10 protein-coding genes are annotated in these 14,159 nt (G+C 42.8%); 5 read left to right on the top strand and 5 right to left on the bottom strand.

Annotation, left to right across the window (positions count from 1 at the left end; all coding sequences use genetic code 11):
- Positions 1-63: 63 nt before the first annotated feature.
- The 5 genes from asnB to CWC22_RS21280 are packed head-to-tail and all read right to left on the bottom strand — an operon-like array spanning position 64 to position 9,188.
- Positions 64-1,878 (bottom strand): asparagine synthase (glutamine-hydrolyzing), encoded by a 1,815-nt coding sequence (asnB, locus tag CWC22_RS21300; RefSeq protein ID WP_138539262.1) that lies wholly within the window; start codon positions 1,876-1,878, stop codon positions 64-66.
- A gap of 18 nt (positions 1,879-1,896) precedes the next feature.
- Complete coding sequence (locus CWC22_RS21295; RefSeq protein WP_138539263.1) at positions 1,897-3,807, bottom strand: YcaO-like family protein; 1,911 nt, start codon at positions 3,805-3,807, stop codon at positions 1,897-1,899.
- On the bottom strand, positions 3,804-4,475 hold the full coding sequence (locus CWC22_RS21290) for a hypothetical protein (RefSeq protein ID WP_138539264.1): 672 nt from the start codon (positions 4,473-4,475) through the stop codon (positions 3,804-3,806). Before CWC22_RS21290 ends, CWC22_RS21295 begins: the two co-directional genes overlap by 4 nt.
- Before the next feature lie 32 nt (positions 4,476-4,507).
- On the bottom strand, positions 4,508-5,263 hold the full coding sequence (locus tag CWC22_RS21285) for a hypothetical protein (protein ID WP_138539265.1): 756 nt from the start codon (positions 5,261-5,263) through the stop codon (positions 4,508-4,510).
- Positions 5,253-9,188, bottom strand: coding sequence for a TOMM system kinase/cyclase fusion protein (locus CWC22_RS21280; protein WP_138539266.1), 3,936 nt, complete (start codon positions 9,186-9,188; stop codon positions 5,253-5,255). The genes CWC22_RS21285 and CWC22_RS21280 overlap by 11 nt, the downstream gene beginning before the upstream one ends.
- Positions 9,189-9,641: 453 nt before the next feature.
- On the opposite strand from CWC22_RS21280, the gene CWC22_RS21275 reads away from it, so the two are divergent.
- From CWC22_RS21275 to CWC22_RS21255, 5 genes are all read left to right on the top strand, one after another.
- A complete protein-coding gene (locus CWC22_RS21275) occupies positions 9,642-10,370 on the top strand; it encodes a hypothetical protein (protein WP_138539267.1) in 729 nt (242 codons plus the stop codon).
- A gap of 96 nt (positions 10,371-10,466) precedes the next feature.
- Entirely contained in the window at positions 10,467-11,705 is a 1,239-nt protein-coding gene (locus tag CWC22_RS21270; RefSeq protein ID WP_138539268.1) for a hypothetical protein, read from the top strand.
- Between the two features lie 10 nt (positions 11,706-11,715).
- Positions 11,716-12,687: a methionyl-tRNA formyltransferase gene (locus tag CWC22_RS21265; RefSeq protein WP_171045129.1), complete on the top strand. Its 972-nt coding sequence runs from the start codon at positions 11,716-11,718 to the stop codon at positions 12,685-12,687.
- A 172-nt stretch (positions 12,688-12,859) separates the two neighbouring features.
- Positions 12,860-13,333, top strand: a complete 474-nt coding sequence (locus CWC22_RS21260; protein WP_138539270.1) for a hypothetical protein — start codon at positions 12,860-12,862, stop codon at positions 13,331-13,333.
- 168 nt (positions 13,334-13,501) lie between these two features.
- The gene (locus CWC22_RS21255; RefSeq protein WP_138539271.1) at positions 13,502-14,116 is read left to right on the top strand and encodes a phage tail protein; all 615 of its coding nucleotides are present in this window, start codon (positions 13,502-13,504) and stop codon (positions 14,114-14,116) included.
- The last annotated feature ends 43 nt before the right edge of the window (positions 14,117-14,159 follow it).

Below are 14,159 nucleotides of genomic sequence, written 5' to 3'. Positions count from 1 at the left end.
ACGTTATCATGCGCATCCATAAAGATGCTGAATTTGCTATTAAACTTGAGTTTCATAATATAGTTACGCTTCTAAATTAAAGTGTTTTTGCAAAAACAGAATACTTAGGAAGTGGCAAACAACAATGTCTTCTGAAAAGTCTAACTGAGTCCGACTTTTTACAACAGACTCAAAAAAGGTGATGACTTTATCTATATCGTAAATACCCAATTGTGATTCTCTGTTAGACAATTCATATAATTCATCTAGCAGATAAAGTGTAATGTTTTTGGTTAAGTTAGTCGGGGCTAAAAAAGGTTTTTTGATTTGCTCTACATGCAAATGAGGGAAATTTACAGTAAATGCATCTCTTAAAATTCTCTTATTTTTACCGTTGCAATACTTGAAGGCAGTTGGGAGTGAGTGAATGAAAGCGACTAATGAGTTATCCAGGAAAGGCTGGCGGCCTTCTATTGAGTTTGCCAGTTCAGTTTTATCTCCCAGAGCAAGCAAGTTATAGTCCTGATATACAGTGTTATAGTGAAGCCATTGGCTGTATCCAATGGAGGAGGTAATTATGTCACTGTGCGGTGCGGTTAAGTGCGTTGTGTAACAAGTATCAGAGAAGTCAGCAGAGCGCAAAGCTTTGAATAACTGAAAGTTTGACGTAGCACTTAAAATTGCGCTGGGTGTAAAATTCAATGCAGACTCAAGTATGCTTTGACCTTCAAAAAGCGGAGTGTGTTCGCCCTGTCGTGTTAGAGGAGAATTCAAATCATATTGGAAAAACTGATAGCCAAGCAATGATTCATCAGCCCCTTCTCCTGTTAGTGCAATTCTAATCCCGCATTCTTGTACTTTACGGCTCAACAGGTATTTGGCGGCAACATTTAAATTTGGCACTATCGATTCTGCATGATAGATAGATTTTTCAAATGATCCAATGAGATCGCTGTGATCTAGTTGAAGTGTATGGTGTTTTATTCCAAGCTGCTTAGCCAATCTTTCAGCTGCCAGGCTTTCATCTAGTGGACTATTAGAGAACCCAATACTGAATGATTCAGCTTTATCACTCAGTCGAGCTGATAAAGCGCTGATGTATGATGAGTCTATGCCAGAGCTTAAGTAACAAGCAAAACGTTCTTGAGGTATTCTTTTGTTCACGGCTTGCTCAAACTGCTGGCTAAACTCCAGTGTAGCCTGTTCGTAAGAAATATCACACTGTTTAAATAAATCGGCGTAAAAAGGAGACTTCTTGCAAAATGGATAGCTTTTTAGCTCACTATCTGTGTACTCAACTATATGACCAGGGGGGACAGAAAAGACTCCTTTTACAAATGTTTCTTTGGCACCTACTAAAAACCGTTCTTTTGCAACTAAATAGTGCTTATTCCATACCGCAGGTACACCCGCAGATAGCAAAGCTTTAATTTCTGACGCGGCTATAAAACAATCGCCATTATGATAGTAGTAGAGTGGCTTGCTGCCATTTCTGTCTCGGGCAAGGTAGAGCTTTTCAGTTTTTCGGTTATATAAACATAGTGCAAACTCACCCTCTAGTTCATCAAGATAATTAACACCAAATAGCTCAACGCCTCTTAATGCTATTTCACTATCCGACCTTGATGTAAAAGGTGCTCCTGACTTTTCGAGATGCGCAGCATCATTATATATTTCTCCATTTACAGCGCAAACCCATGCGCTGTACTCAGAAAGTATAGGCTGATGAGCACTTGAACCTCCGTTTATTGATAGTCGTTTATGACCTATAAAAACTCCTGCAATTTCATCATAATAAAAATTCTGTTGATCTGGACCTCGGTGATTCAATAGCTCTAAAGACGTAATGAGGTCATTTGTGTTATTTCGATTGCTAATGGAGGCTAATATTCCACACATGAGTTATTACATACCACTTTATATTAGAAGCTCTAATTTATTTAGTTCACTTTCATTTCTTGCCTTTTCTATAAACCCCATTTTCACTGGTACAGTATAGAGCCTTTCTGAACCTAAGTAAGGAAAAAAGTGGCATAAGTTGGGGGCGATAACTTTCACAGCGTAAAGTGGTAGATTGTCTTTGGATTGGTCTACATAGTATAAATTTACACCGACACGCCTAAGCTTATTTACTATAAAATTCAATGAATCTGAAATACTTTTGAAGTTGTATCGAAGAGATATTTCGGTGTTCTTTTTCTCTGGGCTGCCGATGATATAACTTTCCAATTTAATATCAGAAAAACTGAAAGGGGATGTATTTATATCTTTAATTTCGTGAACTTGAAAAAGCTCCGTTATGGCTCTCTGTTTTGCTATTATTAGGTCTAAATGGCACCCGAATGAGAGTGTTACTTCACTGTTTTCAGTATTTAATGAAATAGCAGCTACAACAGGAATACCGATATCAGATGTTAGATCAAGCAACCAGAGGTTGTATTTTTGACCGAAAAATAGCTCAATCTGGCTTATTAATTCTTCACCAAGGTCGTCTAAGCTTAGTCTAGGTACTATTGATTTGTTGTACCACCATATAGCAACGGCATCTCTTTCTATTAGTTCCAATGTACCCTGCAGTAAAGCCTCTTCCACACTATTTCCCGCGGCGCCTCCATTATGATAGAACTTCACAAAGCGAGACGGATATGGCGTATTCTTGTAGACAAAGTTTATAGGAACCCAGTACTCTTGGTCGAATAGATCTTTGCACTTTGTCCAATGAATTGGCTGATCTAAGTACTCCTCCACCTCATATATTGACTGAGTGCCTTGAGCTATTCGTTGTGCAAATTTTTTGTATTGAGCTTGGCTGAATGGTGTTAACTCAGCAAGCTTTAGGCAGTTTTCTAATTCACTTTGCTTTGCTTCGATAGCATTGATAGAGTCGTCAAAATTTGATGACATGCGTTCAATTGCTTCGCAAAGTGAGCTTACTTTTGATTGCTTGTCATCTATACCTTTCCCCATTGCTGTGTAGTATAAAGATTCATTGCTGATGCTGTCTGAGTCTACAGGGTGCTCGCAAAAAGTAGAAAAGTAGGTTTTACTCCCATCTTTGTCCGTATTGTTGTTTATTTTTCCATGGAAACAAAGGCATCCGAATATTGGGTCTACTATTACTTCAATATTCTTTAATGTCTCTTCTTTATTGACTACTCTAAAGCCGGAGTGCTTGTTAACCACTTTATCCTGATCTGGTATGAACTTTTTTACTGGACTCCATGTTTTTAATGCATCACTCTCGGAAACATATGACCAACCATAGCTAGATATACAAATGAGTTTATTTAATGACTCATGGGAAACCTTTAGGTCTCTTGTAAAATCAACCCCTTTTTTAAATAGCCTTCTTCTTAAAGGTCTAGTATTAAGGTAAATTTCTCGAGATGTATTTATCAGGCGAAGCATTTCTGCCTTATTTCTTCCTATAATTACCTGTGGCAATTGAGTGGTTGGAATTATGACGCGAGTTATCTCATGGTTCATAACTAACTCATCAATTCTGGGATCTGTTATTTCGTTAGCTATGATGTCAAATGTATTTATGCATATTTGACTTGTGAGTGCGCTTGTCGACAAAGATGTGAGATTTATCCCTGTAAGGAAGGTTTCAGGCTTGTATGATCTTGTATCTTGCTCTGAAATTAGGTCGCTGCCAAGTAGCATTTTCTCAACATCACTGCATTCAACCCGGATCCCATTTTCAGTTATTTGTAAATCTGAGAGCGCTTTTAATGGAATCAAGTATTCTCTATCATTATGTATTATGTATAGATTTTTGTCTTCTTTGAAAAGAAAAGCTTCAGGTTTTATAGAGTAATGCTTCATAAAATAGGGGAAATCGAAAAGTTTGTTATTCTATTTGTTAGGCCATAGCTATTTTTTTGCATCAAAACTTCACTGTCTATACCTCGGACATAGAAGTTAAGTAAAACCTGATGCTGGTTAGTCGTATTTTTACCAAAGCCTTTAAATACTTCTCTGTTCACTATAAGAGATTGACCTTGCTTGATTTCAATCCTCTTGGTTTGCTCGAGGGTCACAGAGTCTGGGCAAATATTGTCAAATGCATTAAATCTACTCATCAGGTTATCTGAGAGATATGCTTCTACGGGGGACAGTGCTAGAGAAAACGAAAAATGTTCCCCTGTTATGAAATCAACAATATCATTATCGCGGTGAAAGTTCACAGAGCAAGTGTTTTGTCCATTATCTGGTGGAATAAAAATAACTGAACTAGCCCATAGCTGCATCACCTTACTGCTAAAATATTCAGGGAAGTAATTTTTATTTAGTTTAGTTATGAGTTTTTGTGTTTCAGGGCATATCTGATGAACTTGGTCTACCTTCGCTACCTTTGTATCCATTTCATCTAGCCACCATTTTCTCAGTGGTTCACCGTGGTTCAGGAACTGTTTTGTAATATAATATTCATACAGTGCGTTTAATTCTACAGAATTAAGGTCGAACAAGTTGGGTAATAATGCAAATTTCATTAAAAAGTTGGGAGCTTTCGCTCCCTCCTAAATCAAGTAGTGAAAGGGTAGATTTTACCAAGCGCATCGTAGTCCATTAAAGACATTGCCACGTCTTGTTGTTCTTCTGGTTTAGGTGGCAACTTCATAATTACTGTTGAGCCTAAATTCAAGAATGAAGGGTTGCTGCTTACAAAATCATCTAGCATTTGACTGGTTCTAGTATTGCTCCATTCTGCGCTATCTTCTGCAATTTCTTCAGTCGTAACAAACCATAATCGGCCTGATGGGTGTTTTACAATTACACCTGAACCGGGTATTTCAACCCATCCATTGACAGGGACATCAGTCCACTTTTTAGTGGTGCTGAAGTAGCTTGAGTTATCGGCTGAGACCAGCTTAAAGTCAACAAAGCCGTGCTCAGGGCTAGGTACTATGGTTTCTGGGTCAACCAAGTATGCTTTAAAATAGCCCGGTTTTAGGTTTTGCCTTTGATACTGTAGCTCCGTTTCGGTTGCCGCAATGGTGATTGACTGTTCTTCGCTCCTGTTTGCATCAACAACTTGAAGCTCAACACCAGCAGGGAGTGTAAAGTTGAACATTGCCAAAACTGCTACAGGATTTGAAAGTAGCATTTCTTTATTTTGTTCACTTTCCCATGCATAAGCAACGGCACGGCCCCATGCATGGCTCCAGCTTTCATGGACGGATGCACCGTCTAGCACTGATTCATCAAATAGTACTTGAAGTGACCCTGAAAAAGAGCCAAATGCAGTATCTCCAAGTCCAGCAGGTTTATTAGCAGACATTATTTTCGTCCTTCATTTTTTGGATTGTATGATTTAATTGTATCTCATTGAAACACAGCTTTTTATACTTTTCGCTCAGAACTCCCAAGTCTACTTTATGTATTTTCGCAAGTTCGATAAGTAGGAGAAGAGGGCCCTGAACATTATTTTCTAGACAGATTTTAATTGTGTTGACTAATGTATTTTGAGCCTCACCTGTTTTTAATGCATTTTCTAAATACATTGGAAACCAGTAGAAAAAAGGCCCACCTCTACCTTGTTCAAGGATTGAGTTACAAAATTGCGAAGAAATATCAGTTTCATTATTTAACCAATCCTTTCCAAGCTGGACAAAAAGCCTAAACCAATTGTCATTTTGCCAATTCCTATCGTTACTAAGTCTGGATGTAGCTATTTCCATCAGTTCTCTATCTCTAGAGAAATAATGAACTAATATTTCAAATGCCCAAGCAATATCCTGGTCAATTTCACTCTCAATTAGAACTGCATGTTCATATGCTTTTCCAATGTAATATCTGGCTTTTTCATAATCACCCATAGCTGCGTATATGAGCGATAATTGACATGATGCAACACACTTAGGATCCCAACCAAAAAGCCTATATAAATTGGAGTCTTCTTCTAAGCGATAATTCTCTAATACTTCTAAACCTGACGCGATCCCGTCAGTCGCTTTTCCTATACATGCCTCAGTTTGAATGAATTGAGCTAAAGTTATAATGTATAGCTGTCTTTCACCGACTTTATTTAGTGAGCTAAGAAGTTTCTTTCCTTTCTCATATGCGCCAGACGTTTTTGAACGGAAATGTAAATCTTGGTACTCGCTCCAATCTATAATAAAGTTAGAGTATTTACTTAATTCTACACTGGGGTTATTATTTTTAATAATTGAAAGGCGCTCACCTAATTCTGTTACGGAAGCCGAACCTGAGCCTTCATGAGATAAAATACACGGGTATATTGCCTCAATAATCTTCACCTCCTCCTTGATCACATCGACATCATGAGCGTTACTTTTTAATGTTTCTGTGCAGCTACGATAGATATCATTCGCTGATGTGAAGCTGTTTAGTTTGGAGTAATGTACAATTGCTTTTCGCGAGTACGTCAAAAACCGCATGGTTTTATTGGCAAGATAATAGTGCTTTGAAATGACTGCATAAAGTTCATCTTTGTTCCATTTTGCATTGGCGTGCATCGTATCTGCGATTGCACTGTGGAATGTCGGAGCAATGGATGAACTCATACTCCCATAAGCCGCATCTCTCACCAGCGCGTGTTTAAAGATATAGCTATCATTTTCAACCCGGCGCTGCTGGATGATGAGGTCTTTCTCGATCAGTTCATTCAGGTCGTTTTGGATCTGATCTTCGCTGAGTGATGACGCGGCGACGAGCAGGTCGTATTCGAATTCTCGGCCAATGGTAGCGGCGAGTTGTGCCGTTTCTTTGGCGTGCACTAAGCTATCAAGCTTTTGCTGGAGTGATTCACGCAGGCTGCTGGGGACCTGATCGAGTTTATCCGGGCTGACGAAATTGACTTCGCCGCTTTGCTCGCTGACGAGTGCTTTTTGTTTCAGCATATCAACCAGTTCTTCGATAAACAGTGGAATACCATCGGTGCGGCTAACCAGGATGTCGCGCACGTTTCGTGACACGGCTTTGCCCTCGAACAATTGTTCGATGAAATCTTCGGTAGCTTTGGCGGTGAGCTTGTGGAGCTCCAGCTCAAGCAATGTGAGGTCGTGCAGGCTATCCGGCTTAGGTTGACGCGAGGTGCTGATCAGCACGCTACCATCACTGAGGCTCTCGGCAAAGTGATGAATAAATTCTAAGGTGGTGGAGTCCGCCCAGTGAATATCTTCAATGATGTACAGCTTGTGGTTACTGAGGCTGAATTTGTGCGATAGCAACAGGGCACTCAGGCCTTTGAACAGTAACTCTTTTTGTGCGTCCGGTGCCAGTGACGACGGCTGCATGTCTTCTGGTAATTCGATGTTCAGCCAGACCATCAGAATTGGTAAAATGGCATCTGTGTTGAGTGTGCTGTCTTGTTCATTAAGAAGCGATACAAACAGGTCTATTACCTCGGTATTGCTGAGGTTGCTGGTGTTAAACAGGTAACGCACCAGCGTCAGAATAGGGTAGAGCGCGTTGTTCTGGTGCTCGGGCAAACACTGGGCAACTAGGTGCTGATATTTACCGGCGTTGGCGCGAATTTCCTGTAGTAAACGTGACTTGCCGATCCCTGCTTCACCATAGATATGGGCAACCCGGGTGGTCTGTTGTTCGTTGTTGATGATCGACAGGGTTTTATCGAGCTCGCTCTGACGGCCAATCAACTTGTGATGGTGACGTGTGCCGCGCATAAAGCCAAAGGCTTCGACCCGCTTTTCACCCTTCAGGTTATAAATGGCTTGTTGCTCAAACGCCATGCCAAGCGGCATATTGTCGAAATAGTCAAACTCACTGTAAGGCTCAAGAATGGCGCGTGACTCTGCGGTACACAAAATTTGTCGTTCACCGGCAAGACGCGCGAGCTGCATTGCTGTATTGGCGATATGGCCTTCCGGTACGGCATTGGCGTAAGTGACAAAAATACCTGAATGTAAGCCAATATGAGCATTCAGCTGCACGCCGTGGGCTTCCTGCATCAGCGCATTACGTTTGCCTAGCTCACTCACAACATCCAGCGCGGTACGTGCACTCAGGCGGGTGTCGTTATCACTGGCAACGGGGTAGCCAAAATAGAATAACGCGGTATCAGCCAGGTTGCCGACATGGTAGGCACCAAAACGGGTTGCAATATCGATACAGGTGTTACGCTGCGACTTAAACAGGGTGTCTATGACATCCAGATCTTTGGCGTTTTCATCCAATATTTTAGCGCTCAGTCTCAGCGCCATGACGGTGATTTGTTTACGCTCTGTCAGCGTTGTGTAATCTTGCTGACCTGGGTGAGCCGGATCATCAGTACGCAGCACCACTGTGGCATCGTCGTAACCATGTTGCGCTTGCACATCTGCCAGCACGCCAACAAGATTTGAGACGTTCATGGAGTTGAGCTCAGCAAATGCTTCCTCACCGGAGATGACTCGCTCAGTTGCATTTTTTTGTAATACGCGGCGTAGTAATCCGGATAATGGGTGGCCTAGCAGGGCGCTTGGTAGCGGAATATGAACATCGCTCAATTGCTTGTGATAAATCGAGGCAATACTAGAGCCGGTTACAGCAGGTAATCCTGTCAGACATTCTAAAAATACCAGACCCCAGACGTAGATATCAGTTTTGGCAGACGCAGGCTCACCGCGTAATTGCTCGGGGGCGCTGTAAGAAGGCGTACCCAGGGTTTCTTGCGTGAGTGTTAGTGTCGCAAAGTCCTGATGGCGGTTTTCCTGGCTAAGCGTACCAATACCAAAGTCGAGAATCTTTGCATAGGTTTTGGCACCAGCCTGAGTCAGCATGATATTCGCAGGTTTGATGTCCCTATGAATGATGCCTTGTTTGTGTGCATGGATCAGTGCGTCGAGCACCTGCAACATAATGTCGGTTGCGTCTACTGCGTCCAACGCGCCTTCCTGGATCAGGTGCTCGCGCAGGGATTGACCCTCCACATACTCAAACACACCGTATAGCAGGTTTTCATCAACCTGGCCTTTGTCTAGCAGCCTCACAATATGCGGGTGCTGCAACTGGCTGCTCAGAGTGGTTTCGCGTTTAAATCGCTCCACATAACGGTGCTTCTTGGCTTCGTCCAGATGTGGTTCAAGTGCCAAGAACTTGATTGCCACGATCTGATCGGTGTTTTTATTCTTCGCTTTATAAACCTTACCAAAACCACCTTCACCGATCTTGTGGATGAGCTCATACTGCGTCGACTGAAAGCGATCCTGGATATAAGGATCAGAAAATTGAGTTAGTGGCATAGTCTTATTTTTATCTAATTTGTTAACAGGGCTCGAACTTAAGCTCTAAATTATTGTTAAGAATTACGATTATTACAATGTTTTTTCAACATCCTTGCCCATAGTATCGTTTATTTGACATCAGACAGGTTTCACTAAGATGAAGATCGTAAGGATTACTGAAAACTCACCTCATAGCATGAGTAAATTTCAATAATTTCAATAGTTACTGACTAGTCTGAAGCATGCTAAACCTGTTGGCTTTTAATCTTTACCGATTATCAATAGAGGGTCAAATGCTTCTGGCTTAGTATTGGGATAAACTACGGTTAAAAAGTGCTAAATTACTACATTTTTGGGATAAAGTCGTACTTAATTGGTATAGGTTGTTTGTGGTGTAATATAGTGTAATATCTAATTATTCAGTAGTTTGTAATAATAAATCAGCTTTTCGGTCGCTAATGGTGTATAAAGATGGAACGTCGTACTTTTCTAAAAACAAGCTCATACTTATGTGCGAGTGGCGTTTTGCCAGTCACAGCACTTGCTGCTAATAGCACTTCATTTACATTTTCAGAGCAGGATACACAACGTTTAAGTAGTGAACAGCTCGACACGCTGGCGATTGAAGCGCCGAAAGTCGCTATAGAATCTCCAAACGGTGATGCCGTGCAAATCACCTTAAAACCCGCTGTGGCGAGACGCTACAACGCAAACATCTTCGTATATTTTGAAACGAGCAGTGAGATAAACGTATTCGATTTGTCCGGGAACTCCAGCGGAACAATTAAGTTACCGCAAGGATTTAGCAGTCTTAACGATTTTGCCATTGAGCCAAATCAGCAGTTGCTGTATCTCATAGAAAGAGGGCAACACTCTGTCACTGTGGCAAACTTCTATGGTGATAAACTCACAGAGATCAGTGAGTTTGGTACAGAACTGGACGCCCAGTTAAACGGGCCTAAAAAAATTACACTGGATACCCATGGCCACGTTCATATTCTTGAAATGGGTACGGCCAGCATCAAAGTATTCAGCAATAATGGCGCATTTTTGTACTCATACGGCCGTTCTCGGTTGGGTAAAAAGCCGCTTTACAGATCACTGGATGGTACCCAGCATATCCTCGTGTCAGGGGGCAAACTGAACGACAGAAAGTGGGTTTTTAATATTGATACTCGCAAATTGTCAGCACTCAACTAGACTGAACAGTGAACGCTGACAGGCGTTACGTATGGCATCAAAATATGACAGGTAACGCCTTGTAATCACGGAAATATCATACTTAGGTAGCGCCCGATGGAAAAACATCAGATGCGTAATGTGTCAGTGACAGATTATGCCGATCCAAAAATAGACCAACTCTTAAAACATACCGTCCGAAATCAACTTGAATCCCTGCTTAAGGCCAAGCTCACCACCGCACAAAGACAACAGGCGCTTACTCAGAGCTTTGTAGATGCGATGGCGCTAATATTCAGCACCACGCAAACGACTCACGCGCAACTTACAGCAGCTTTTGAGGCGATGTACGAGCACGCTTTGCAGTCAATGTCCATGGCAGAGCTCAGTGAAGAATTATTGACTCGTCAGTATATTGCACCGACGGGACTGATCATGTCCCCTTACAATAGCCGCCACACAATTAAAGACATTTACCGCATTCAGGGTTATGCAAAAGGCATTGATAAGGCAATTCGGGGCATGCTGTCTCATAAAGATTCTGTAACTATTTTGTATCCTGCCTGCGGCCCATTTGCGCCTTTGATACTGCCTTTACTCAGCTACTACAAAAACCAGAACGAGTTTAACCACGAGCAAATTAAGGTGCTATTCGTAGATACTCATCCAGGTGCCATCGTCACGCTAAAACAGCTGATTGATGACTTACAACTAGGTGAGTTTGTCGCAGATATTATCGAAGAAGACGCCACGGTATATGAGCCAGAGCAGGCCGTTGACCTGCTGGTGCTGGAGGCCATGCAACATGGTTTTACCCGAGAAGGGCAGCTGGCCATTGCAAGGCACTTAGTTAAATTTCTGACGCTTGATGGCTGGATGATCCCGCGCTCTGTATCGATTAAAGGCATGATGATCCATGGCGAAACAGAATACAATCAGCAATGGAAAGACGCCGAATACTGCCACTCCGATCACTTGCGTGACAGCGCGTTAAACGAACGCGTTGAACTGGGCGAGCTGATGCGTATTGATAAGTCTGCGCTATTAGAGATGACAGAGATAGAGCTTGATGATGACATTCGGGTTGTTGCAGCGAATACAATCACAATACCAACTGGCGTTGAGGATATGTCGACCCGTATTTTGGCGGTTTATGCCCAAATCAACACGTTTGGTGAAGAAGGGCTGGATCAATACGACTCAGGTATTACGCACCCTAAACCCGACATGAACTTCTATATTGATGCCCGGCCCAGAGAGCTTGAACACACGCATTTTGTCGCTAATAGCGGTGATACAGTGCAATTTTACTATCAGCTTAGTGGCATGCCCGGGTTTGTCCCGGTAAAAGCATAGGGAGATGACCATGGAAGTGAAATATGCTTTGTTCAGCAGCAGTTGCTTATGCCTGACCGCCGTGCAGTATCTATTGCAAAGAGGCCAACTGAGTTGTGTGGTGTTGATTGAAGCTGAACCCAATCCGGACCTCGTTCAGTTACAGCGCTTTTTGCACCATCATCAAATTCCCATGCTGCAATACAAAACAGAGTCGGACGACGCCTTGATTGCCGATCTCGATAGACTGGGTGCAAACAGTGGCATAGCCTATTTGTTTAAACATAAGCTTCGTGCCAAGCTGATAGACTTTTTTGCCGGTGATGTCCTGAATATTCACCCTAGTGCATTGCCTGATTATCGTGGCCCAATGCCCGTGTTCTGGCAGCTTAAAACAGGTGCAGATACTGTCAGGTTAACGCTACATAAAGTAGCCGAGCAGCTCGATACTGGCGACATTGCTACGCACATTGATTTACCGGTGCACCCTTTTGATACTTCACAGTGCTTTCACCAGAAAATAGCCCAGGCAGTTCCTGCTTTGCTCGAGCAATTTGCTCAGCAGCAGGCCGCTGGTACTTTGAACTGGCAAGCGCAAAGTGAATACATTGAAATGGATGGCGAGCAGTTTGAGCCTCGCTATGCAGCGCATGTTCAGGTGGAAGATTTATTGATTGACTGGCGACATCATACGAGCACTGAGATTGTCAATCTGGCGCGTGCAGCCAATGCTGAACTGGGTGGCGCCCGTTTCAAATTTCGTGAAGGTATGTTGCAGCTTATGCAGGCCAGCACTATGGAATGTAAGCTGGCAGGCATTAAGCCGGGTACGATTCTGGAGCTCGACAGAATCAAAGGGTTATTAGTTAAAACGGTTGATGGTGCTATTCGCCTGGATACGATTTTAACCGAGCAAGGTATTTTTGATGGCTACCGGTTTGCGGTGCTGTTTGGACTGGAACCTGGTTTAGAAGTGGCTGCCTCATCTGAGGGCAGAATGTAGCGTTCAAAATTAAGTGTTTTGATTGAGGTATATCAATTGCAAACCGATACCTTTGTACTAAATTTTACAATGGTAGCTTAGTTGAGAAGGACTTGTGAGTGGCCCAGCCGATGTACTTATTATCCTGCATTTCTAACTATGCTCTGAACTTTAACTCAGAAGCGAGATAGATATGAATATAAAGATCAATCTGACCAACCGATATGGTTATGATCTTACGCTGTTTCCATATAACGGAGGTGCTTTACCTAGCGGTGAAGGGCAGCGTATTGCGAAAGCCGAAGGCACTGGCGAGATGGTTGTCGCACAGGGCGAGAGCAGTATTTTGGAAGTGCCGGGTATGGGCAGCTTATTAGTCCAGTTTTTGGGAAACCAGAAGCTTGAAGACTGTCACGAACGGTTTTGCGACAGTCCCAGCGAATTTGATGAGTATCCATTAATGGCACTCTTACGTTATAAAACTACGGAATTATACTGGCGTTTCTCAAACAGTGATGATCCGGCTGAACTAAACGTGAGCATTAACGATATCGGTACAGTCTGCCTAGACAAAGTCTTGAGCGGTGAGGCGCGCAGGGTGCAATTGCCTGAATTTTTTATCCCACCTGTTTTTACACCACACTTACCGGAAGGAAACCCTGATTGATCCTGAGCAGTGATAGCTTTTTGTTACATTTTTGCCTCCTAGGCAAAGCAATAATAGAAGTAGTTGATGCGAACTTGTCGCAACAAGTCGATAAATCACTGAGTGTATTTTAGTGGTACTGAGCGTTTATCGTTAAAGGGTATGTTTACGAATTAGAGAGGAATTCATATGTCTACTGACCCGTATATTGGCTCAATGGGTACCTTCGGCGGTGCTTTTACAATCAGAAACTGGGCAATGTGTTTAGGCCAGACCATGGCAATTTCACAAAATCAGGCGTTGTTTGCCTTACTCGGGACTATTTATGGTGGGGACGCGCGTACGACATTTGCGTTACCAGATCTGCGCGGTCGCAGCCCGGTCGGTCAAGGTGTGCGACCCGGCGGTATGGATTATCGTCAGGGTGAAAGGCTAGGTACTGAGTTGGTAGGTATTCAAATTGCACATATGCCTGCGCACTCGCACACGGCAGTTTTCACGCCGCTTGGTGGCTCAGATCCGGTAAGTGGCACGCTACAGGTCGCTACTAATTCGGCAAATACTAAGACGCCGGATAGCAGCTCTTACATAGCAGCAAATAATAGCGAGGGCTTTTTCAAAGCGGGTTTTGAGTCAGCGAACCTTACGACTATTGAAGGGTTAACCGTATCTGGTGGTGGCTCAGCAGGCGGTACAGTCACTGTTACTAACACGGGCGGCTCTGCACCTTTAAATATATTGAACCCGGTATTACCGGTTAACTGGCTGATTGCAACAGATGGGGTATTCCCTCCTCGTAACTAATCAGTGTTGGATGTGGGCTGAGCATATGTAGTGCCGGCCCGCT

It is taken from the genome of Pseudoalteromonas rubra, assembly GCF_005886805.2.
In the GTDB taxonomy this organism is placed as follows: domain Bacteria; phylum Pseudomonadota; class Gammaproteobacteria; order Enterobacterales; family Alteromonadaceae; genus Pseudoalteromonas; species Pseudoalteromonas rubra_D.
This window is presented reverse-complemented; position numbering and strand designations above follow the sequence as displayed.